This is a genomic window from Paraburkholderia nodosa (assembly GCF_001718195.1).
GTDB classification, from domain to species: domain Bacteria; phylum Pseudomonadota; class Gammaproteobacteria; order Burkholderiales; family Burkholderiaceae; genus Paraburkholderia; species Paraburkholderia nodosa_A.
Map to the genome: position 1 here is coordinate 121,199 of NZ_MCNV01000013.1, position 21,220 is coordinate 142,418.

At 63.8% G+C, this 21,220-nt stretch carries 18 protein-coding genes and 1 pseudogene; 10 read left to right on the forward strand and 9 right to left on the reverse strand.

Annotation, left to right across the window (positions count from 1 at the left end):
• Positions 1-17: 17 nt before the first annotated feature.
• The 8 genes from BFD71_RS22210 (at position 18) to BFD71_RS22245 (ending at position 9,908) form a co-directional block, all read left to right on the forward strand.
• Positions 18-1,085: an ABC transporter permease gene (locus BFD71_RS22210; protein ID WP_069266467.1), complete on the forward strand. Its 1,068-nt coding sequence runs from the start codon at positions 18-20 to the stop codon at positions 1,083-1,085.
• A gap of 3 nt (positions 1,086-1,088) precedes the next feature.
• Positions 1,089-2,147, forward strand: coding sequence for a Gfo/Idh/MocA family protein (locus tag BFD71_RS22215; RefSeq protein ID WP_069266468.1), 1,059 nt, complete (start codon positions 1,089-1,091; stop codon positions 2,145-2,147).
• Positions 2,144-4,111, forward strand: a complete 1,968-nt coding sequence (gene apnL, locus BFD71_RS22220; RefSeq protein WP_069266469.1) for a D-apionate lactonase — start codon at positions 2,144-2,146, stop codon at positions 4,109-4,111. Before BFD71_RS22215 ends, apnL begins: the two co-directional genes overlap by 4 nt.
• 141 nt (positions 4,112-4,252) lie before the next feature.
• Positions 4,253-5,608 carry an MFS transporter gene (locus tag BFD71_RS22225; RefSeq protein ID WP_069266470.1) on the forward strand — a complete coding sequence of 452 codons (1,356 nt, stop codon included), beginning with the start codon at positions 4,253-4,255 and terminating at the stop codon, positions 5,606-5,608.
• Between the two features lie 38 nt (positions 5,609-5,646).
• Positions 5,647-6,477, forward strand: coding sequence for a phosphogluconate dehydrogenase C-terminal domain-containing protein (locus BFD71_RS22230; protein ID WP_069266471.1), 831 nt, complete (start codon positions 5,647-5,649; stop codon positions 6,475-6,477).
• A gap of 20 nt (positions 6,478-6,497) precedes the next feature.
• On the forward strand, positions 6,498-7,742 hold the full coding sequence (locus tag BFD71_RS22235) for a ribulose-bisphosphate carboxylase large subunit family protein (protein WP_069266472.1): 1,245 nt from the start codon (positions 6,498-6,500) through the stop codon (positions 7,740-7,742).
• An 8-nt stretch (positions 7,743-7,750) separates the two neighbouring features.
• Positions 7,751-9,127, forward strand: coding sequence for a 3-oxo-isoapionate kinase OiaK (oiaK, locus tag BFD71_RS22240; protein WP_069266473.1), 1,377 nt, complete (start codon positions 7,751-7,753; stop codon positions 9,125-9,127).
• 73 nt (positions 9,128-9,200) lie between these two features.
• Positions 9,201-9,908 (forward strand): transcriptional regulator NanR, encoded by a 708-nt coding sequence (locus BFD71_RS22245; protein WP_069266474.1) that lies wholly within the window; start codon positions 9,201-9,203, stop codon positions 9,906-9,908.
• 37 nt (positions 9,909-9,945) lie between these two features.
• Here the strand turns inward: BFD71_RS22245 and aspA are convergent, their stop codons facing one another.
• From aspA to BFD71_RS22270, 6 genes and pseudogenes are all read right to left on the reverse strand, one after another.
• Positions 9,946-11,364: an aspartate ammonia-lyase gene (aspA, locus tag BFD71_RS22250; protein WP_069266475.1), complete on the reverse strand. Its 1,419-nt coding sequence runs from the start codon at positions 11,362-11,364 to the stop codon at positions 9,946-9,948.
• A 28-nt stretch (positions 11,365-11,392) separates the two neighbouring features.
• The gene (locus tag BFD71_RS22255; protein ID WP_069266476.1) at positions 11,393-12,859 is read right to left on the reverse strand and encodes an aspartate/glutamate racemase family protein; all 1,467 of its coding nucleotides are present in this window, start codon (positions 12,857-12,859) and stop codon (positions 11,393-11,395) included.
• Complete coding sequence (locus tag BFD71_RS22260) at positions 12,856-14,151, reverse strand: dicarboxylate/amino acid:cation symporter (protein WP_069266477.1); 1,296 nt, start codon at positions 14,149-14,151, stop codon at positions 12,856-12,858. Before BFD71_RS22260 ends, BFD71_RS22255 begins: the two co-directional genes overlap by 4 nt.
• 178 nt (positions 14,152-14,329) lie before the next feature.
• The gene (locus tag BFD71_RS22265; RefSeq protein WP_069266478.1) at positions 14,330-15,244 is read right to left on the reverse strand and encodes a LysR substrate-binding domain-containing protein; all 915 of its coding nucleotides are present in this window, start codon (positions 15,242-15,244) and stop codon (positions 14,330-14,332) included.
• Positions 15,245-15,423: 179 nt separating this feature from the next.
• A pseudogene (gene ansB / locus BFD71_RS39290) lies at positions 15,424-15,579 on the reverse strand (L-asparaginase 2); the annotation flags it as partial.
• Positions 15,580-15,931: 352 nt separating this feature from the next.
• Positions 15,932-16,567 carry a LysE family translocator gene (locus tag BFD71_RS22270; RefSeq protein WP_069266479.1) on the reverse strand — a complete coding sequence of 212 codons (636 nt, stop codon included), beginning with the start codon at positions 16,565-16,567 and terminating at the stop codon, positions 15,932-15,934.
• 394 nt (positions 16,568-16,961) lie between these two features.
• On the opposite strand from BFD71_RS22270, the gene BFD71_RS22275 reads away from it, so the two are divergent.
• Complete coding sequence (locus tag BFD71_RS22275) at positions 16,962-17,186, forward strand: hypothetical protein (protein ID WP_028205419.1); 225 nt, start codon at positions 16,962-16,964, stop codon at positions 17,184-17,186.
• A 97-nt stretch (positions 17,187-17,283) separates the two neighbouring features.
• Here the strand turns inward: BFD71_RS22275 and BFD71_RS22280 are convergent, their stop codons facing one another.
• The gene (locus tag BFD71_RS22280; RefSeq protein WP_069266480.1) at positions 17,284-18,573 is read right to left on the reverse strand and encodes an MFS transporter; all 1,290 of its coding nucleotides are present in this window, start codon (positions 18,571-18,573) and stop codon (positions 17,284-17,286) included.
• A gap of 95 nt (positions 18,574-18,668) precedes the next feature.
• Here BFD71_RS22280 and BFD71_RS22285 point away from each other — a divergent pair, with 95 nt between their 5' ends.
• The gene (locus tag BFD71_RS22285; RefSeq protein ID WP_069266481.1) at positions 18,669-19,574 is read left to right on the forward strand and encodes a LysR family transcriptional regulator; all 906 of its coding nucleotides are present in this window, start codon (positions 18,669-18,671) and stop codon (positions 19,572-19,574) included.
• Positions 19,575-19,604: 30 nt separating this feature from the next.
• Here BFD71_RS22285 and BFD71_RS22290 read toward each other — a convergent pair whose 3' ends face one another.
• Both BFD71_RS22290 and BFD71_RS22295 read right to left on the reverse strand, forming a co-directional pair.
• Positions 19,605-20,834 carry a cytochrome P450 gene (locus tag BFD71_RS22290; RefSeq protein WP_069266482.1) on the reverse strand — a complete coding sequence of 410 codons (1,230 nt, stop codon included), beginning with the start codon at positions 20,832-20,834 and terminating at the stop codon, positions 19,605-19,607.
• A gap of 39 nt (positions 20,835-20,873) precedes the next feature.
• Positions 20,874-21,194: a 2Fe-2S iron-sulfur cluster-binding protein gene (locus BFD71_RS22295; protein WP_069266483.1), complete on the reverse strand. Its 321-nt coding sequence runs from the start codon at positions 21,192-21,194 to the stop codon at positions 20,874-20,876.
• Positions 21,195-21,220 lie beyond the last annotated feature (26 nt).

Below are 21,220 nucleotides of genomic sequence, written 5' to 3' on the forward strand. Positions count from 1 at the left end.
TCATCTGGAGAGCATTCATGTCGCTGGCCATCAAGAGCACGGCACCCGGAGCGAGCTTCAGCGAGGCGCCGCTGCTCCTGCTGCTGAAGCTGCGTACGTTCATCGCATTGTTCGCGGTCGTGGTTTTCTTTTCGTTCGCCGCCCATAACTTTCTGAGCATCGAGAACCTGCTCATCATGTCGCGGCACGTCGCGCTCAACGCCTTTCTCGCGATCGGCATGACGTTCGTGATCGTGGCGGGCGGCATCGACCTTTCGGTGGGCTCGGTCGTGGGGCTCACGGGCATGGTGGCGGGCGGGCTCATCCTCAAGGGCATTCCCATCGGCAGCGAGTACACGCTCTTTCTGAGCGTGCCCGCCGTGATCGTCGTGGCGCTGATCGTGGGCGTGCTGGTAGGCGCGATCAACGGCTTGCTCATCACCCGGCTGAACGTCGCGCCGTTCATCGCGACGCTCGGCACGCTCTATATCGCGCGAGGCGCAGCGTTGCTGTCCTCGGGCGGCGAGACCTTCCCGAACCTCACGGGCAATCCCGCCTACGGTACCAGCGGCTTTCCGGTTCTCGGCAGCGCGACGATACTCGGCATTCCGCTCACGGTATGGTTGCTGGTCGTGGTGGGCGTGGTCGCCGCGTACATTGCCGCGCGCACGCCGCTCGGCCGGCAGATCTACGCGGTTGGCGCCAACGAGCGCGCCGCCCAGCTCTCGGGCGTGCGCGTGAATCGCGTGAAGATGTTCGTCTATATGTTTTCCGGTTTCTGCGCGGCGATCGTCGGGTTGATCATTTCTTCCGAACTCGTCGCTTCGCACCCCATGAGCGGCGAGACATTCGAACTCAACGCGATCGCGGCGGCCGTGCTGGGCGGCACGTCGATGTCGGGCGGACGCGGCAAGATCGGCGGCACCATCGTCGGTGCGTTCGTGATCGGCATGCTTTCGGACGGGCTCGTGATGATGGGTGTCAGTTCGTTCTGGCAAACGGTGATCAAGGGCGTCGTCATCGTGGCGGCGGTGGTCGTCGACCAGATCCAGCGGCGCGCGCAGCAGCGCTTTGCGCTGCAAAAGCAGGCCGCAACGGGGGCGTGACCGATGAGTGTGATCACGAGTGCGGCACCGGCGCAATTGAAGGGCGCGTTGATCGGCTGCGGATTCTTCTCGCTCAATCATCTGCATGCGTGGCAGGACATCGACGGCGCACGGATCGTCGCGCTGTGTGACGCGAACCGTACGCGCCTCGACGAAGTCGGCGACAGGTTTGGCATCGAACGGCGTTACACGGACGCGGCCACGATGCTGCGTGAAGAGCGGCTCGATTTCGTCGATATCGCGACCACCGTGCCGAGTCACCGCGCGCTCGTGGAGCTTGCGGCGGCGGCCGGCGTGGCGACGATTTGCCAGAAGCCGTTCGCTTCCTCGCTCACCGATGCGCGCGCTATGGTTCAAACGTGCCACGAGGCCGGCGTGCCACTGATGGTTCACGAAAACTTTCGCTGGCAGAGCGCGATCCAGGCCGTGGGAAGGGTGCTGCGCGAGGGGGCGATCGGGCAGCCGTTCTGGGGGCGCGTGTCGTTTCGTTCGGCATACGATGTGTTTAGCGGCCAGCCCTATCTGGCGCAGGGCGAGCGCTTTATCGTCGAAGATCTCGGCATCCACATTCTCGACGTCGCGCGCTTCCTGTTCGGCGACGTGGCGCGCGTGAGCGCCACGACCGCGCGCGTGAATCCCTCGATTCGCGGCGAGGACGTCGCGACGATCCTGCTCGCGCATGAAAACGGCATGAGCAGCGTGGTGGATTGCAGCTACGCGACGCGGTTGCCGCGCGAGCTCTTTCCGCAGACGCTCATCGAAGTCGACGGCGCCGAGGGTTCTCTGCGGCTCTTTGCCGACTACCAGCTGCAGATCCACACGCGAGCAGGTTCCGAGCTGCGCAACGTCGCACCGCGTGCGCTCTCGTGGACGAGCGAGCCCTGGGTGGCGATCCAGGGCAGCGTGTTCAGCATCCAGTCGCACTGGGTGGATTGCCTGCGGCGCGGCGTCGAGCCGGCCACGAGCGGTAGCGATAATCTGCGCACGCTGGAGCTTGTGGAGGCCACGTATCTTTCGGCGCGCGAGCGGCGCAGCGTCGTGCCGGGAGAGGCGGCGTCATGAGCAATGGTATGAGCAACGCGATCTACTACGGCACGCAGCAGCCGGTGACCCCGGGGCGCCGCCTCGAAGCGGGACCGTGGTCGGCGTGGCTGATCGACGGCGCATTGCATGACATCCGCTATCAAGGCACCGAAGTCATACGCGCCGTGTCATTTCTCGTGCGGGACAAGGACTGGGGCACGTGCCGCCCCGACATCGAACGCATCGATGTCGAAGAGACGGCGGGCGGCTTTCACGTTGCGTACGACGCGCGCTGTGCGAATCCGGAAGGACACGCACTCAGCTATGCGCTTGCCATGGCGTGTTCAGCCAACGGCGCCCTCACGTTTCGTTGTGACGTCACCGCGCATGCCGATTTTCTGGCGGCCCGCTGCGGATTTTGCGTGCTCCATCCCATCGACGGCGTAGCCGGTGCGCCCGCGCGCGTGGAGCACGGCGACGGCAGTCGTGAAAGCGCGGCCTTCCCGGCACTGATCGATCCGTGGCAGCCCTTCAAGGACATCGCGGCAATCGAACATGATCTGTCGAATGGATTGACGGTGCGTTGCACCTTCACGGGCGACGTGTTCGAGATGGAAGACCAGCGCAACTGGTCCGATGCTTCGTTCAAGACCTATTCACGCCCGCTTGAACTGCCGTGGCCCTATACGCTGGAAAAGGGCGCAGCGTTCGCGCAGACGGTGACGCTAAGCGTGGCCGGTACGCGTCAGGCGACGGGGAAAGCAGAAGCCACACGAGAGGCGCGTGCCGACAAGATCGAAATCGCTTCTGGCAATCTCGGGCAGCACGAAACCATGCCGGCGATCGGCGTAGCCATTGCCACACACGATGCCGCAGCGGCGCTCGCGAATCTCGTGTTGCTTGCAGAACTCGGGCCGCAGCAATTGACGCTGAGCTACGACCCGCTTGCGGGCGATGGCGTGGCCGAGCTTGGACGCTTTGCACAGTTGCAGCGCGAAAGCGGCGTGGCAGCCGTGCTGGAGTTTGCCTTGCCCGGTATCGAGGCGCCGCATGTGGAACTCTCGTGCCTCGCCGCCCAGATCGACCAGGCGGGCCTCGCCTTGACGGGCATCGTGGTGAGCCCGGCCGTGCATCGGCAGTCGAACCCGCCGGGCAGCGTGAGCCTGCCGTGTCCCGCGCTCGACGAAGTCTATCGCGAGGCGCGCCGTGCGTTCCCCAGGCTACGCCTTGGCGGCGGCATGCTGAGCTACTTCACGGAGCTGAACCGCAAGCGGCCGCCGCTCGACCTGGTCGACTGGGTTACCCACGCGACGTGTCCCATCGTGCACGCCGCCGACGACCGCAGCGTGATGCAGACGCTCGAGACCATTCGCCACATCACACGCTCTTGCCGCGCGCTGATCGGTGGGCAGCCCTACGCGATCGGGCCGGTCTCGATCGGCATGCGACAGAACCCATACGGTTCGCGCGTGATGCCGAATCCCGGAGGCGAACGCGTGGCCATGGCCGCCAACGATCCGCGCCAGCGCGCGTTATTCGGTGCCGCCTGGCTCGCCGGATATGCGGCCGCGCTCGAAGGCGCGGGAATCGAAACGCTCACGCTCGGTGCCTTGACAGGGCCGCGCGGGCTTGCCGATGTGGAAGGCCACACGCCCGCGCGCTATCCGGTTCTCGATGTCGCGAAGGCATTGGCTCGTATGGCGGGAGCGTCGCGCCTGCACGTCACGCGAAGCGGCCATGTCGCCCGTATCGCGTGCCTCGCAGGACGCCACGCCGACGGCGCGATCGAACTCGTGCTGGCCAATCTGACGAGCGAGCCACGCGAGGTTCAGCTCGAATTCGACGAGGCGATACCCACATCGCTGCAGGCGACGAGCCTCGACGAATGCACGTTGGGCGGGGGGGCCGACGCACCCGGGCCATGGACGCTGTCGCCCGGTGTTGCGGTGACGCTGCGGCCGTTTGCCTGTGTGTTCGCCTCTTCGCGCGCGGTGTTGACGTAGCGTCCGCGGCGCATAAGCGCCGCGGCGTACAGGCATGTCGGTGGAAATACCAGGTGTAGTCGTTCCGGCAAGATGGTCTACTCATCATACCAGCACATATGATCTGTTAATCAACATCGGATCACTCGCGGGAGCAAACGCATGCAAGCCGTTTCAGGTAAAGCCGAATCCGCTTTCGAACGTCCGACGATCCGCAAGGTCTCGCTGCGCCTCGTGCCGTTCGTCGCCTTGATGTTCTTCATCAACTTCCTTGACCGCACCGCGATCTCGTTTGCCGGCCCGAACGGCATGGCGCACGACCTCGGTCTCGACGCGGCGCAGTTCGGATTCGCGGCGGGCGTGTTCTTCATCGGCTACATCTTTCTCGAAGTGCCGAGCAACCTGGCGCTGCATCGCTACGGCGCGCGCCGCTGGCTCGCGCGCATCATGGTGACGTGGGGCGTGGTCGCGCTCCTGCTTGCGTGGGTCGACAGCGCGACCTCGCTCTATGTGCTGCGGTTCCTGCTGGGCGTGGCGGAAGCGGGGTTTTTCCCCGGCGCGATCCTCTTTCTCAGCAACTGGGTGCCGCAGCGCCATCGCAGCCATATCCTCGCGCTGTTCTATCTCGCGCAGCCGCTCACCATCGTGATCGGTGCGCCGTTCGCCGCGCTGCTCATCGGGGCGCATGGGTGGTTCGGGCTCGCGGGGTGGCGCGTGATGTTCATCGGCGTGGCCTTGCCGGCCATCGTGGTGGGCGTGATCGCATGGTTCTATCTGAGCGACCGTCCCTCGCAGGCGCGCTGGCTCACACGCGACGAACAGGCGTGGCTCAACGCGGAACTCGAAGCGGAGGCGCGCACGAAAGAAGCGGGCGCGATGCGTCACGGCGCGCATGCGGGGGCGGCCCTGCTGAGCCCTCGCGTGTGGATGTTTTCGCTGATGTACTTCGGGCTCGTCTACGGCCTTTATGCGCTCGCGTTTTTCCTGCCGACCATCATCGGCGGATTCGAAGGGCAGTTCGGCACGCACTTCAACGTATTCCAGAAGGGGCTCATTACGGCCATTCCGTATCTGCCCGCCGCCATCGCGCTCTTCGTCTGGAGCCGCGACGCCACGCGTCGCGGCGTGCGCGGCTGGCACGTCGGGATTCCCGCGCTGCTCGGCGCGCTGAGCATTCCGGTCGCGCTCTACATGAAGTCGCCGGCAGCAAGCATTGCCGTCATCACGGTGACGGCCTGCGCCGTGTTCGCCGCGCTGCCGTGCTTCTGGACGCTGCCGGCCCGCTCGCTCTCGGGCGCGGGCGCGGCCGCGGGCATCGCGCTCATCAACACGGTCGGCAACGTGGCGGGCTTCGTCGCGCCTTACGTGACGGGCGCCATGCACGATGCAACCGGCTCTTACCACGCGCCGATGTTCGTTGTCGGCGCCTTGATGCTGCTGAGCGCCGTGCTCGCGCTGGCCTTTGCCCGCGAGCCGCGCGCATCGCGTGAGCGCGAGCACGCGCTCGCCGCGAATTGATCGAAGCTGGACTCACGGACCTGGCAAGGAGGATGAACATGAAAGAGAAAATTGCGCTCTTTGGCGCCGGCGGAAAGATGGGCTTTCGCCTTTCGGGCAACTTGCAGAAGTCGGACTATCGCGTGGCGCACGTGGAAGTCGGCGAAGCGGGGCGCAAGCGCCTCAAGGATGAACTGAACATAGAGTGCGTGTCGGTCGAAGCGGCGCTCGACGGCGCGCAGGTCGTCATCCTCGCCGTGCCCGATACGCTGATCGGCAAGCTGAGCCACGAAATCTCGCCCATGCTGAAGGCCGGCACGATGGTGATGACGCTCGACGCGGCCGCGCCGTTTGCGGGCCATCTGCCGGAGCGGCCCGATCTCACGTACTTCGTTGCGCATCCGTGCCATCCGATCATCTTTAACTACGATGTCGATGAAAAGTCGCTTCACGATCATTTCGGCGGCGCATACGCCAAGCAGTCGATTACGAGCGCGCTGATGCAGGGCCCAGACTCGGCGTTCGATCTCGGCGAGGATGTGGCGAAAACGATCTACGCGCCGATTCTGCGCTCGTATCGCCTGAGCGTGGATCAGATGGCCATGCTCGAGCCGGGTCTCTCCGAAACGGTCTGCGCGACGCTGCTGTACGTGATGCGCGAAGCGATGGACGAGACCATCCAGCGCGGTGTGCCCAGGGAAGCCGCGCGCGACTTCCTGCTCGGCCACATGAACATCCTGAGCGCGGTGATCTTCAACGAGATACCCGGCGCGTTCTCCGACGCCTGCAACAAGGCGATCGAATTCGGCAAGCCGCGCCTCATGCGCGACGACTGGAAGGGCGTATTCGACCGCGCCGAGATCGCCGAGAGCATTCGCCGCATCACCTGACCCGAAACAGGAATCGCACCGTGACCGAACGTATTCACGCGACTTACTGGCTGGAGACCGGCGATGATCCGCGGCGTGCCGCCGACGTCATCGCCGGAGAGCAGTCGAGCGGCACTTTCGTCGCACTGCCAAACGAAACACCGGAGCTGAAGGCGCGCTCGGGCGCGCGGGTCGAGCGCCTCGACGTGCTGGAAACCGTGGACGCGCCGAGCCTGCCCGGCGGGATGCGCTCGGACGCATACACGCGCTGTACGCTCGAACTCTCGTGGCCGATGGAGAATTTCGGCGCGTCGCTGCCGAACCTGATGTCGACCGTTGCAGGCAACCTGTTCGAGCTGCGCCAGGTGTCGGGCCTGAGGCTCACCGGGCTGCGACTGCCTGAGTCGTTCGCGGCGGCCTATCCAGGGCCGGCGTTCGGCATCGAAGGCACGCGGCGGCTCACGGGCGTGGCGCACGGTCCGCTGATCGGCACGATCATCAAGCCGAGCGTGGGGCTTTCGCCCGAGGAAACCGCGCAGCAGGTGCGCGAGCTCGTGGAGGGCGGCATCGACTTTATCAAGGATGACGAACTACAGGCCGACGGCTCCCATTGTCCCTTCGACGAACGCGTGAAGGCCGTAATGCGCGTCGTGAACGACCATGCCGATCGCACCGGCAAGAAGGCGATGGTGGCGTTCAATCTCACGGGCGACCTCGACCAGATGCGCCGGCGTCACGATCTCGTGCTCGCGCATGGCGGAACGTGCGTGATGGCCGTGCTCAATTCCGTGGGTATCGTGGGCCTGCATGAATTGCGGCGGCATTCGCAGTTGCCCATCCACGCGCATCGGGCGGGCTGGGGCTACCTCTCGCGCAGTCCGGCGCTCGGTTGGGACTACGCGCCGTGGCAGATGATCTGGCGTCTCGCCGGAGCGGACCACATGCACGTGAACGGCCTGCGCAACAAGTTCAGCGAACCCGACGACAGCGTGATCGCTGCGGCGCGCGCCGTGCTCGCACCGGTGATGGCGAGCGCCCCCATGCCGGCCATGCCTGTTTTCAGCTCGGGGCAGACCGGCCTGCAGGCCGCCGATACCTACGCTGCACTCGGCTGCGCCGATCTCATCCATACGGCGGGCGGCGGCATTTTCGGTCACCCGCAGGGTGTGGCCGCAGGCGTCGATGCGTTGCGCGAAGCCTGGTGCGCCGCCATCGAAGGCGTACCGCTGGAGCAGCACGCGCAGAGGCATCCGTCATTGCGTGCGGCGCTCGGCTTCTGGAAGTGAGCAACGGGATGGCTGAAACAAACAACGCATCCCTGCCCGAGGGCCTGCTTCTCGCCTATTACGGCGACGACTTCACGGGGTCGACCGATGCGATGGAGGCCATGACGGCCGCGGGCATCCCCACCATCCTGTTTCTCGACACGCCAACGCCCGAGGCGCTCGCGCGCTTTCCCGAGGCGCGCTGCGTGGGTATCGCGGGATCGTCGCGCGGGCGCAGTGCCGCGTGGATGCGCGAAGCGCTGCCGCAAGCGTTCGCGAGCCTCGCCGCGCTCGGCGCGCCGGTGCTGCAGTACAAGGTGTGTTCCACGTTCGATTCGTCGCCCGAGGTGGGTTCGATTGGCGCCGCGGTCGACATCGGCACGCAGTACATGCCGGGAAACTGGTCGCCGATGGTGATCGGCGCACCGCGCCTGAAACGCTATCAAGTGTTCGGCAACCTCTTCGCAGCCGTCGATGGCGTCGGCTATCGCCTCGACCGTCATCCGACGATGTCGCGCCACCCCGTGACGCCGATGGACGAAGCGGATCTACGCCGCCATCTCGCGCGGCAGACGTCGCGCCGCATCGAACTCATCGACATGCTTCAGTTGCGCGCCGGGGACGGTGCCTCACGCGTGGGCATGCTATCGGCGGAGGATACCCCCGTCGTGCTGATCGATGTGCTCGACGACGAAACGTTGGCAGAAGCGGGCCGCCTCGTTTGGGAAGCGCGCGGCGAAGGGGTGTTCACGGCTTCGTCATCGGGCCTCCAGTACGCGCTTGCCGCGTACTGGCGCTCGCGAGGCTGGCTGCCCGCTGCGCCGTCGTTGCCCGCGGCGAGCCCGGTCGATGCGATTGGCGTGGTGAGCGGCAGTTGTTCGCCGGTCACCGCGGCGCAGATTGGCTGGGCACGCCAGCACGGTTTTCACGTGGATCGGCTCGACCTCGCGCGTGCCCTCGATCCGCAAGCGGGCCCCGCTGAAATCGAACGGGCCGCAGGTGCCGCTACGCAAGCCATCATCAGCGGAAGCAGCGCCGTCGTCCACAGCGCGGAGGGCCCGGACGACCTGGTCGTGCGCGGCTTCGACGAGATCGCGCGGCGCTGCGGACGCACGCGTCAGGACGCCGCCCGCGAAGTAGGCCGCGCGCTCGCGGCGGTGATGCGGCGCATGCTCGATCGCACCGGCGTCACGCGCGTGGTCGTTGCGGGTGGTGACAGTTCGGGCGAGGTCGCCGGCGCGCTGGGCATCGACGCGCTCAGCGTGACGGCGGGCGTGGCGCCCGGTGCGCCGCTGTGCAGAGCGTGGTCGAGCGCTGCTGCGCGCGACGGTCTCGAAATCGTGCTCAAGGGCGGACAGATCGGCCAGGCCGACTTCTTTGGTGCCGTGCGCGAAGGGCAGGAGTGATCCAGCGGTGACGTGGTGGCCGGCGGCGTGGTGTGGTATTGTCATTACACCAGACGTTTACAGTACCACTGCAATGGGCGAGATCATTCCACGTCGCAAGCTATATCAGGAAGTCGTCGATCGACTCATGGAACGCATTCGTGCGGGCGAGATCGCGCCCGGCGCGCAGTTACCGTCCGAGCGCGAGCTGATGGAGATATACGGCGTCGGGCGGCCGGCGGTGCGCGAAGCACTGCAGGCGCTGGAGCGTTCCGGCATCGTCGAGATCGTGCATGGGGAGCGCGCCCGCGTGGTCGTGCCGACCGCAGACCGCCTGATTGCCCAGATCGCTGGCGGCGCGCTGCATCTGCTGCGCACCCAACCGGACATGCTCGAGCACCTCAAGCACGCGCGGCTTTTTCTCGAAACCGGCACCGCACGCATGGCGGCCGAGCGGGCCACGGAAGAAGACGTTGCGCGACTTCAGTTGAGCGTGGCGCAGCATCGCGCGTCCATGGTCAATCTCGCGGAATTCATCGAGAGGGACATGGCGTTCCACCGCGAAATTGCGAAGATCAGCGGCAACCCGATTTTTCCCTCGATCGTGGAGTCGCTGTTCCGCTGGGCGGGCGAATACTACCAGCCGCTCGTGCGCGCGCCGGGCGTCGAGGAACTCACACTCACCGAGCATCAACGCATCGTCGATGCGATCGCCGCCCGTGACGGCGACGCCGCCGAGGCGGCGATGCGCGCCCATCTTACGCGCGCCAACGAACTCTACCGTACGCAAGGCCGCAACTAGAATACGCTGGCGGTGTTCGCCTGGCGGCGTACGCTAACTACGCAAGCGGCAGGTGATGCCTCGGCTGCGTCAGCATCGTGGGCTTGAGAATGTCTTCGAGTTGCGCCCGCGTGAGCAAGCCTCTCTCGATGACAATATCGGCGACGCTCCTTCCCGATACGAGCGCTTCCTGGGCTACCTGGGTCGCATTCGCATAGCCGATGTACGGATTCAGCGCAGTCACGATGCCGATGGAATTTTCAACGAGCGAACGAAGCCGCTCGCGATTGGCCGTGATCCCGTCGACACACCTCGATGCCAGGGTCAGACATCCCGCACGCAGGTGCGCAACGCTCTTGAACAGGCTGTGCGCAATGACCGGCTCGAACGCATTCAACTGCAATTGACCGGCCTCCGCAGCAAAGCTGACCGTCACGTCATTGCCGATGACTTCGAATGCGATCTGGTTCACGACCTCCGGAATGACCGGATTGACCTTGCCCGGCATGATGCTGGAGCCCGCCTGAACCGGCGGCAGGTTGATTTCACCAAGGCCTGCGCGCGGGCCGCTCGAAAGCAGGCGAAGGTCATTGCAGGTCTTCGAGAGCTTGACCGCCACGCGCTTGAGCACGCCCGACAGTTGCACGAACGAGCCGACGTCCTGCGTCGCCTCCACGAGATTGGGCGACGTCGTCACAGGGATACCGGTGACACTGGCCAAATGGCGGCAGACGAGCGGCGCATAGTCGGGCGACGTATTGATGCCCGTGCCGATCGCCGTGGCGCCCAGGTTGATTTCGCAAATCAGTTTCGACGCTTCCCGCAGACGTTCCTGATCTTCTTCGAGCATGACCGCAAAGGTGCTGAACTCTTGTCCCAGGGTCATGGGGACCGCGTCCTGCAACTGGGTTCGCCCCATCTTCAGATCGTCGTGAAACTCCACTGCCTTCCGTTCGAACGACGCGCGCAGGACACCCATCGCATCGACCAGTTGCGCGATGCCCATATACGTGGCGATTTTCAGTGCAGTCGGGTAAACGTCGTTGGTGCTTTGCCCCAGATTCACATCTTCGTTTGGGTGCAGTACCGCGTAGTCTCCTCGTTCGTGGCCAAGATGTTCGAGCGCGAGATTGGCGATCACCTCGTTCGCGTTCATGTTGGTCGACGTGCCGGCGCCGCCCTGAATCACGTCGACGACGAATTGGTCGTGCGCAACCCCCTCACGAATCTGCTGGCACGCGTGAACGATGGCCTTCATCTTGTGCTCGGGGAGCAGCCGTAACTCGCAGTTCGCAATCGCCGCGGCTTCTTTCACAAACGCCAGGGCGTTGACCAGATTCGGATAAGTCGAGATTGGAATGCCGGTAATCGGGAAATTGGCGAGCGCACGAAGCGTATGGACTCCGTAATAGACTTCATTGGGCACGGCGAGGTCGCCGAGAAGATCGTGTTCGATGCGTTCAGAACGATTGGACATTGCTTTGCTCCGTTGGAGAGTATTCGGGTCAAGCGAGGGTCGCGTCGGCCGACAATGCGTACGCGATGCATCGTCGCGCGAGAACGTCGGTGGGATCAACCAGCCTGACGCGCGCGCCGCCGCTGCCCACGAATTCACTCCCGGTCAAAAGGAGCGGGAGTTCGGTGCACCCAAGGACGACGACTTCAACGCCTTCGGCAATCAGTCCTTCCATCGCGGCGGCGATGTCCTCCTGACACTGCCCCGTCGTCAATCCCGCCTTGACGCCATGTTTGCCGTAGATGGCTTCCATCACGCGCTCCTGTAGCGCAGGGGAGGGCACGACCTGACGAAGATCCTGCGATTCCAGCGCCTTTCGATAGACCCCGCTCTCGATCGTGCCCGATGTCGCTAGCACACCGACATCACGAAGCGCCGGATACGTCGTGCGCAGATAGCCAACCGTGACCGTCAACATGTTCACAATCGGAATGTTGAGGTACGGCTGGATCCGCTCGACGAATGCATGCGCGGTGTTGCACGGAATCGCGATGATGTCCGCGCCGCCGTCTTCGAGCCGCTTGCACGTCGCGTACAGCGAGACCGTTGGGTCCGCGCCGTCGCCAATCAGATTATCGGTGCGATCCGGAATCTGCGGGTTTTGTTCGACCAGCAGCTTGATGTGGTCCTGGTCGCGCGTGGCGCGTGTATTGCGGACAATCTTCTGCAGAAAATCGACCGTCGCCGCGGGGCCCACGCCGCCCACGACCCCAACCTTGAAGGCGTGCGACGGCGAACCGTAACCGCCAGAGACGACGTACTGCGCGTACGCGAGGTTGGCATCGACGAGCGGTACGCCCAGCGGGCCGATTTCGTCCGCGACCAGGGCGATTTCCGTCATGCCGGGCACGATCACCTGGGCGCCTTGCGCGATCAGATCGCGGCAAGCCTCGCGCAGCAGTTCGACCGGACGCCCGCGCAGGTTGCCACTCTTGATGCCGTCCGATCCATATACCGCTTCCGTGACCGGATCGAATTCTTCGTGGCATCGGGGGTGGATGACTTCGAACTCGCGGGGCGCAAAGTACCGTTCAAACAAGCGCTTTTCCCGCGTGTAGTCGGAGGCGAGTATGCCGATACGGCTTGCGCCCGGGAACTTGCGCCGAACATGGCTGCGAACCGCCTCGATCATGTCCACGATCTGCAAGCGCGTGTTCGCGCGCAGTTCGTCGATGAAGGTGTGACTGAGAAAGCACGGCAGCACGACCGTTGTTACGCCGCGCTTCTCGAAGTCCCGGATCATCTCGAAGATATAGAGCTTGCGTTCCGTCGTCGCGGTGCTTCCGGAGCCCGAGTTGGGAAAAGGCGACTGCTGAAAGATTGCGTCGAAGTGCTCGGCATCAGTCGATGCGGGCGTCGCCTTCACCAGTTTGAAGAAGACATCTGCGCTTGCCAGCGGCCCCAGGCCGCCGACAATACCGAACTTGGGCTTGTGACCGGCGACATCGGAAGTCATTTCGCTCCACCTTGCGCCGGACCGAAAATCTGTTCGCCATCCTCAATGAAGTCGGAAGCCTTGCTCTCGCGCGCACCTTCCCATTTCGCGATCACGGCGGTCGCCACGCTGTTGCCGATTACATTGGTCATCGTGCGGCCCATGTCGAGGATCTGGTCGATCGCAAGCACCATGGCGACCCCTTCGACCGGCAAATGGAACATCGGCGCCACTGCCGCAACCACCACCACCGAGCCCCGCGGAACGCTGGCCATGCCCTTGCTGCTGAGCATCAGTACGAGCAGCATGAAGAATTGCTGCGAGATCGGCATGTCGACCCCGAACGCCTGGGCGATAAAGATGGCCGCAAACGCCTGATACATCATCGAGCCGTCCAGATTGAACGCATAGCCCAACGGCAGCGTGAAGCCGACGACTTTCTTGTCGACGCCAAAGCGCTCCAGCTGCTCGGTCAGCCGCGGATAGGCCGCCTCGCTGCTCGCCGTCGCAAACGCGATCATCGCGGGTTCACGCACTGCCTTGAGCAACGCGCCGACACGACGGCCGAGGAACAGATAGCCGACGAAAACCAGGATCGCCCACAGCACGACCAGCCCCAGATAGAAGGAGCCAATCAGCTTGCCATACGTGTAGATGACGTCGAGGCCGCGCAGCGTCACCGCCGAAGCGATCGCACCGAACACGCCGAACGGCGCCGCACGCATGACGTAGTTCGTCACGCGCAGCATGACGGGCACCATGCCTTCAATGATCTCGATCACGACCTTGACGCGCGCGTCCCGCTTTGTTGCGCTCAGACCCAGGCCGAGGAAGACAGAGAAGACCAGGATCTGCAGGATATCGTTACGCGCCATGGCGTCGAGCAGGCTGGTCGGAAAGGCGTGGGTCAGGACGTCCCTGAAGTTCAGCGCCGAGGTATTCAGGCCGGTATCGACTTCACCTGTACCCGCCACCATGTGCAGGCCGGCCCCCGGCTGCAGGAGATTGGCGAAGACGAGGCCTACCGTAAGCGAAATCAGCGATGCGCAAACGAACCAGCCCACCGAACGCAAACCGATGCGGCCGACGTCCTGGCCGCTGTCCATGCCGGCGAGGCCGGACACCAGCGTGACGAATACCAGTGGCGCGATGATCATCTTGATGAGACGCAGGAAGATGTCCGTGATGATCGAGAAGTATCCTGCAATGGCTTTGAGTGTCGCCGGGTCAGATGTGCTGGCGTGGCACGCGTAGCCCGCAATGACGCCCAGTATCATGCCAACGGCAATATAAACGGTGAGGCGATTTTTCATTTCCGTCTGTCCTTGAGTGACACAAGGTGGTCGAGACATGACCGGTGTTGAGAGACGCCTGGAGCGAGATCGACTGCGACCTCGGTCAAGCGTTGGGAGGCATATTAGGGGTGCCAAAGTAAGCGATGATGCTGTTGTTGCATGTGCATATGCGAATTTTGCATAACGCGGGAAAACCCTAGACGCCGGTCTGTAGAACTGCGCGAAGATGCTGCCAGAGCGTATCGAGAAACTCGCTGCGATTCGAAGCGTCGCGGTAGACGCGCAACTCGATATCCAGATTCCAGTGCGTCGGGCCTGCGGGGACTAGTTCGCCCGCATCCAGTTCCGCGGCTATCGCGCTCTTTGGCAGCCATGCCATCCCTTCGCCTTCCATGACCATTTTTTTGAGCACCTCGGCCATGTCCGATTCATAGTGAAGCAACAAGGAAGGCGCAGAGGGCGCTCGAGCGAGCAGCACCGCAAGGCAGCGGCCGAAATAACTCGTTTCCGTGTATGAAATGTGAGGCAATGGCTGTTTTGCTGTTCCGGGCAGTCGATACGTCGGCGCGGAACGCAGGTTTGGCCTGCTGGCAGGCATGAGCGTGTCGATACCCACAGTGAGATGCTCATACCTCGCGGGATCGAGATGCAAGGGCAGTTCAGGGTGGTGGTAGGCGAACATCAGTTCGCAGTTGCCATTCACGAGCGACAGGATCGAGTCGTGCACATTGGCCGGTACCACGCGCGCGCGCACGTCCCCGAAGTGGGCGGAAAGCGCCTTGAGCCACGCAGGCAGAAAATTCAGCGCGATGGTGTGGCCGGCGGCAATCTGGAGGCTCTTGCCGCCGATCCGTTTTTCAGTCCGGATGATGGCGCGTGTATCGAAGAGTTTGTTCAGGATATCTTCAGCGACTTCGCGGAAGAGTTGACCTGCGGGCGTCAGCACGGGAGGGAAGCTGCTGCGATCGATCAGTTCCGCCCCGACCCATTGCTCCAGCGATTGAATGCGCCGGCTGAACCCGGACTGGGTCACATTGCGGAACTCCGCTGCGCGTGAAAAGCTCTGGTATTGAGCAAGGGCGATGAAGTCCTCGACCCACTTGATTTCCATACGTATGGCCCGCCTTCTGGGACGTGAAATGGCGTTTTCGGGAAGTTCCGATCTTACGCCGGTACCGTTGCACCAGGTCGCGTCGAGGACTGCGTCTGACCTGGCGAAGGTCCGCGATGGTGTCGACGCGAATTGCGCCCGCACTGACCCAATGCAGACGCAATCCTCATCGGTTGCGATCAGTAAGTCGCAGAAAACGCTGCCTGTACCTGGTCGGGCGACGTGATCCCATTGGCGATCAGCAGTTGGGTCAGCAAACGGGCCTTCTCAGGATTGAGATCGAGCGACGCGACAAATCCGCTCTTGCCATCGTCGACTTCGACGTTGCGGTTCAACTGAACAAAGCGGGCGATCCCACGACTCCGAATTCGATTGGTAGCGGGATGGACCCCGCGTCACACCAGAGTCAGACCGGATGGTAGAAGCGGTCAAAAAAAGGACGATGCGGAGGTGGCATGTCCCTATGCGAGACTCGCATAACGTGGGAAAACCCTGGCCTCGCCGACGTGCGGTGCGAGTCTCTTCGGTCTGCAGCAGGTAGTCACCTATCCGTAGTAGTCCAGATTAACTTGCGCGTGAGTGGAAGCGTTACTCATCTCCACAGGTCGGACCAGCGACTACTGGCCGGTCGACCTGGTGCCTGCATTCGGGAAAGCGCGCCAAGACCATCGCGCCGCCCCGCGAGCCCTACTGCCGAATCAATGCCATCATCGCGCCAAACCCGACGAACACCCCGCCCGTCACGCGGTTGAACGCCTTTGCCACACGGCGGCTCTTGAGCGTCGCGCCGATGCGCGTGCCGAAACCCGCGTAGACGAGATACCAGCTCACTTCGCACACGGCGAAGGTTGCAACGAGCACGCCGAACTGCGGCAGCACCGGCCGGGTCGCGTCGATGAACTGCGGCAGGAGCGCCGCCGCGAAGAGGATCGCCTTCGGGTTGCTGCCGCCGACGAGAAAGCCGTTGCGATAGAGCGCGAGCGGCGAGCGCACGGGGCGCGCGGCCACACGTTCTGCAACATCGGCGGCGGCCTCGGGCACGGGTGCGCCCCACGCCTTGACGCCCAGGTAGACGAGGTACGCGGCGCCTATGAAGCGCAGCGCGTTGAACATGGTCGGCCACGCTTGCAGGAACACGCCGAGCCCGGCCGCCGAAACGGCGAGCATCAGAACCAGTGCGGAAAGGCAGCCGGCCATGGTCGCGCTCGTGCGGCGCAGTCCGTACTGCGCGCCGTGCGACATGATGAGCAACATGTTGGGACCGGGGATGGCGCAGACGACGAAGACGGTGACGAGGAACAGCCACCAGGTATGCAGATTCATTGCAGCGGCGAGATCAAAGAGGGCTGGAAAACGGCGAAGGGACGATTATGCCAGCGGAAGGCGCGAGCCTGGCCGCGGCCAGCAGGCCAGAGGTGATCCGGCGTGCCACGAGAATGCGGGGCGGGAAAAAGAAAAGCCCGCAGCGAATGCGGGCTTGAACCATGCCAATGGAGACATGGAGGAGACAACCTCACTATAGTCAAACAATTGACGCATCGCAATATATGTTCGTGTATCACATCGTTAATTATTGTCAGATTAATGAGTTAGTGATTGATACGGCCATCGAGCAGGCACACAATGAAGCGGCGCGCTCGCTGGATGGAAGGTGCGGCGCACGGGAGGCGAGACATCGCCTCGTCAGCCCGGAGCGGGTTTCAACTGGAGGGATGAAATGGGCATTCTGGACAAGGTGGGTGAAATTGCCGGTGCGGTTGCCGCTGTGGAAGGCGCCGAGAAGCTCGATCCGAACGCAGGCTTTCTGACCAAGGCCGCCGCCGCGGTTGCCGGTTTCGAGGGCGCCAAGGAAGTCGAGCAGCTAGTCGAGAAGAAGGAAGACGAAAAGCCCGCCGACGACAACACCGCGCAACCCGCGGATGGGTCGGATCAGCAGACGTGAGCGTATCGCTGCGCGCATGACGGTTTGACACAGGCACAGGAAAGCCGCGGCCGGATCAGCCGCGGCTTTTTCGTTGGACCACCTGCCAGGCAGGCCGCTAGCGGGCAGAAGCCGGCGACGCGCGATAAACGAAGCCCAGCGCGATGACCGCAACCGTGAAGCCGAGGGCAACGAGGCACACGCCGCTCCAGCGCGCCGTGGCCCACGCCGCGCCGGCCATGAGCGCGCCCGCGGCGCCGCCGATGAAGAACATCCCCACGAAAATCGCATTGAGCCGGCCGCGCGCGGCGGGATTGAGCAGGTTGATCGCGCGCCGCCCGAGCGTCTGGTCGGCGATGACGCCGGCATCGAGCGCAGCCGCGCCCACGACGAGCAGGCCGAGCGCCAGCGCGGGATGCGCGGCGGGTGCAAAACCGCCCCAGCCCGCGCCCGCCACGCCTAACAGCAGGACTGCGCCGAGCATCGTCGCGTGCGCGGCGTATTGAACCGCGCGCCCCACGCCGTGATCGCCCAGCCGGCCCGCGAGCGGCGTGACGATCGCGCCGCTCGCGCCCGCTAGCGCGAACGCCGCAATGCCGTTCATGCCGAGCGAAAACGGCGGCTGCGACAGCAGCAGCGCGACGGCGGTCCAGAACGCCGAGAAGGCACCTAGTGCAAGTGCCGCGAGGAAGGCGCTGCGCCGCAGAACCCGCTCGGTGCGCAGCAACGTCCAGAGCGAATAAAGCAGATCGGCGTAGCGCGCCGTCACGCTCGGCATGCGGCGCGGCGTGCGCAGAAAGAGGACCACGGCGAGCAGGGCATCCGCCCCCGCTTCGATGCCGTAGAACGCACGCCAGCCCAGCGTTCCCGCAATCAGGCTCGCGAGCGGCCGTGAGAGCAGGATGCCCAGCATCAGGCCGCTCATCACGTTGCCGACGGCCCGCCCGCGCTGGCTTTCAGGCGCCATCGAGGCGGCCATCGGCACGAGCATCTGGATCACGCTGGAGGTCGCGCCCGCGAGGAATGCCGCGGCGAGAAAGAGCGGGCCCGAGCGCGCCAGTGCCGCGAGGGCCAGAAAGACCGAGCACGCAAGCAGCGTGCGGAAAATCAGGCGCCGGTTTTCCAGCAAATCGCAGAGCGGAACGAGCAGCAGCAGACCGGCAGCGTAGCCGAGCTGCGGCAGCATGGCGACCGCGCCGACGAATTCCGGGCGCAAACGCAGCGAATGGCTCACGAGCCCGGCGAGTGGCTGGGCCGCAGACAGATTGACGACGATTACGCCGACTGCGGCGGCGAAGAATAGCGTCATCGGTAGGGTGAGGGTGGTGTGCGTCGCCTGATTGGCGTGGCTCGTGGGGGCGGCCTCGCGCGCCATCGGACGCGTACAGGTTTCAGCAGGGTGCTCCATCGATTGGCTCCGCAACGTGGCAGGTCCAGGTATCGTAGGGATTGTTACGTTATGCGACAATTGAATTATCACAATAATCTTTATGCGGAGTCGTTGTGAACACTCGAGATCTGGAAGCCTTCGTGGCGGTGGTCGAAAGCGGCTCGCTCGTGCGGGCGTCGGAGCGGCTGTTCCTGACGCAGCCGGGCCTCACGCGCCGCGTGCAAAACCTTGAGACGACGCTCGGCATCGAGCTTCTGGATCGCCAGAGCAAGCCCCTCAAACCCACGGCCGCGGGTAACGAGGTATACGGCCTCGCGCGCTCGGTCCTGCGTGCGGTCGACGACCTGATGTCGGTCGCCTCGCCGGAGAGCGAGCCGGTCGGCGAGCTCAAGCTCGGTGTGCCGCCGTTTCTCTCGGAACTGGCGCTCGAACAGCCCGTCGATCAATTGCGCGGCGAGTTTCCCAAGCTGACGCTGCGCGTGAGGGCGGGCTGGTCGCCAGGCCTGCTCGACGAGGTCGAGCGCGCACGGCTCGATGCGGCCGTGATTCTGCTGCCCGCCGCGGTGATGCCGCCGGAGGGCGTGGTCGCGACCCAACTCGGCTACACGCCGACCCTCGTGGTCGCGGCGCGCTCGTTTGGTTTGCCCGACGAGCCCACCACGCTCGCGGCGCTCGCGCACCATCCGTGGGTACTGAATCAGGACGGCTGCGGGATGCGCTCGGCGCTGAGCCGGGCCATGGGCATGGCGGGTCTGCCGTTCAACGTCGCGGTCGAGGCCTTCGGTTCGGAACTGCAGCTTTCGCTGGTCGCGCGCGGCATGGGCGTCGGGCTCGCCGCGCCGCAGGCGCTCGCGCGCAGCCCGCTGCGCGACCAGTTGCAGATCATCGACGCGACCGACTTCCGCTCGGGCCTGAATGTCTGGCTCGTACACGGGGCGCTGCCGGGGCGTCTCGTGCGGCCGGTCGCGCTGATCCGCGACGCGCTGGCGAACAGGCTGGAGATGGCCGAGGTGGCATGACGGCGTAGCGCCATATGGCTACTCCGAACGTTATGCGCTGAGCTGGTGGACATCGGAGTTCCAAACGAGCGGCACGCGTGTCACACAATTTACCATTCCCCCTTCAAAGCCAATCTGCCCTGCGGGATCAAGTTCGAAATCGGGAATGCGCCGGAACCATTCCTCAAGGAAAACGCGAATCTCGTTTCGGGCCAGCAGCGCCCCTGCACAGCGATGGGGGCCGTTGCCAAAGGCTGCATGTTGGGATGCATTCGCGCGCGCGAAATCGGCATGCATTGGGCACTGGAACTTGCGTTCATCCATGCCATGCAACAGTGGGCGGACGTACACCCGGTCTCCCGCCTTGAAGCGGACACCCTTATATTCGAAGTCGCGAGTCATCACACGGCCTGTGCTGGATGGTGCAAACATGCGCAGCAGTTCCTCGACGGCGTTGCCCACCAATTCCGGGTGCTCCGCCAGTTGGCGACGATGTGCTGGGTTGCGCGCGAGATAGAGCACGGCAAAACCCATGGTCGACGCGACAGTGTCGAGTCCGCCAAAGATGACGTTGACCATCATGCCGCGTATTTCCTGCTCAGTGAGAGGTCGTCCGAATACCGTTCCATTCACGATTGCACTGATCAGATCCGCTCCCGGCTCCTTTTGGCGATCGCGAATGATATTCTCAAGGTAGCCGAACAGCATGCGCTGCGACCACTCACGACGCTCTGGGTCATTCGCTCGAACGCTTGCCTCGGTCCACGCAAGCAGGTCGTCCAGATCGGTGAGCGGGAGATTCACGAGTCGCATGAAGATGGTGATCGGGAACTTCATTGCAAAATCGGACATGAATTCGCAACGGCCTTTCTTCTTTAAACCTTCGATAAGCAAGACCGCCAGTTCCCGGATTTCGCCCTCCATGTCACGAATAACCTTCGGCGCGAAGAAGCGGTTGATCAGCGCACGATAATCTGCGTGCTCGGGAGGGTCGGCCGACAGAGGCAAGATCTGCATCGTCGTGCTGGCGGGAAGCGTGATCTCGTGCATCGAGAACGGGTCGTGATTGCGCTGCGCAAATTCGATATCCGCCGCTCGTGTGAGGATCCAGTGACCGCCGTTGTACGGCGTCCAGACAATGTCCGGACCATCGTGAAGGCGCTTCCACGCGCCGACAATGTCGGCTTCGCCGCCGGGAGGCTTGCTGAAATCCCAGTCTACGACGAGTTCTTGAGGTACATGATCGGGAACCGGTACGAGAGGGACAGCGATATGGGACATGTGAGTTCTCCGCGAACGAGTGTTCACCGGTTGCTTTGATCAGGTTTGCGAAGCGGGTAACCGCACGACTAATCCGTCGAGTTCATTGGTCACCCGAATCTGGCAACCGAGCCGGCTGTTGCTATTCGCATCGATGGCGCCGCTCAGCATATCCAGTTCGGCGTGCTTCGCGGGTGGAATCCTTGCGGCCCACATGTCGTCGACATAGCAGTGACATGTCGCGCAATTGCAGTAGCCCCCGCAATCGGCGAGGATGCCAGGCACCGAGTTTTCGATGGCTGCCTGCATCAACGACTGGCCGGCATTCGCCTCGACGGTATGCTCCGTGTCGTCATGCTCGATGAACGTAATCCTTGGCATTTCAGTATCCTAAGTTTTTACTGCTG

Excerpts from the sequence above, each read along its gene's own strand:
- BFD71_RS22295 (WP_069266483.1), bottom strand. The coding sequence starts at position 21,194 with ATGCCAAGGATTACGTTCATCGAGCATGACGACACGGAGCATACCGTC.
- BFD71_RS22230 (WP_069266471.1), top strand. The coding sequence starts at position 5,647 with ATGAAAGAGAAAATTGCGCTCTTTGGCGCCGGCGGAAAGATGGGCTTT.
- BFD71_RS22255 (WP_069266476.1), bottom strand. The coding sequence starts at position 12,859 with ATGACTTCCGATGTCGCCGGTCACAAGCCCAAGTTCGGTATTGTCGGC.
- BFD71_RS22265 (WP_069266478.1), bottom strand. The coding sequence starts at position 15,244 with ATGGAAATCAAGTGGGTCGAGGACTTCATCGCCCTTGCTCAATACCAG.
- BFD71_RS22215 (WP_069266468.1), top strand. The coding sequence starts at position 1,089 with ATGAGTGTGATCACGAGTGCGGCACCGGCGCAATTGAAGGGCGCGTTG.
- BFD71_RS22280 (WP_069266480.1), bottom strand. The coding sequence starts at position 18,573 with ATGGAGCACCCTGCTGAAACCTGTACGCGTCCGATGGCGCGCGAGGCC.
- BFD71_RS22290 (WP_069266482.1), bottom strand. The coding sequence starts at position 20,834 with ATGTCCCATATCGCTGTCCCTCTCGTACCGGTTCCCGATCATGTACCT.
- BFD71_RS22245 (WP_069266474.1), top strand. The coding sequence starts at position 9,201 with ATGGGCGAGATCATTCCACGTCGCAAGCTATATCAGGAAGTCGTCGAT.
- BFD71_RS22210 (WP_069266467.1), top strand. The coding sequence starts at position 18 with ATGTCGCTGGCCATCAAGAGCACGGCACCCGGAGCGAGCTTCAGCGAG.
- BFD71_RS22270 (WP_069266479.1), bottom strand. The coding sequence starts at position 16,567 with ATGAATCTGCATACCTGGTGGCTGTTCCTCGTCACCGTCTTCGTCGTC.
- BFD71_RS22275 (WP_028205419.1), top strand. The coding sequence starts at position 16,962 with ATGGGCATTCTGGACAAGGTGGGTGAAATTGCCGGTGCGGTTGCCGCT.
- oiaK (WP_069266473.1), top strand. The coding sequence starts at position 7,751 with ATGGCTGAAACAAACAACGCATCCCTGCCCGAGGGCCTGCTTCTCGCC.
- BFD71_RS22260 (WP_069266477.1), bottom strand. The coding sequence starts at position 14,151 with ATGAAAAATCGCCTCACCGTTTATATTGCCGTTGGCATGATACTGGGC.
- aspA (WP_069266475.1), bottom strand. The coding sequence starts at position 11,364 with ATGTCCAATCGTTCTGAACGCATCGAACACGATCTTCTCGGCGACCTC.
- BFD71_RS22225 (WP_069266470.1), top strand. The coding sequence starts at position 4,253 with ATGCAAGCCGTTTCAGGTAAAGCCGAATCCGCTTTCGAACGTCCGACG.
- apnL (WP_069266469.1), top strand. The coding sequence starts at position 2,144 with ATGAGCAATGGTATGAGCAACGCGATCTACTACGGCACGCAGCAGCCG.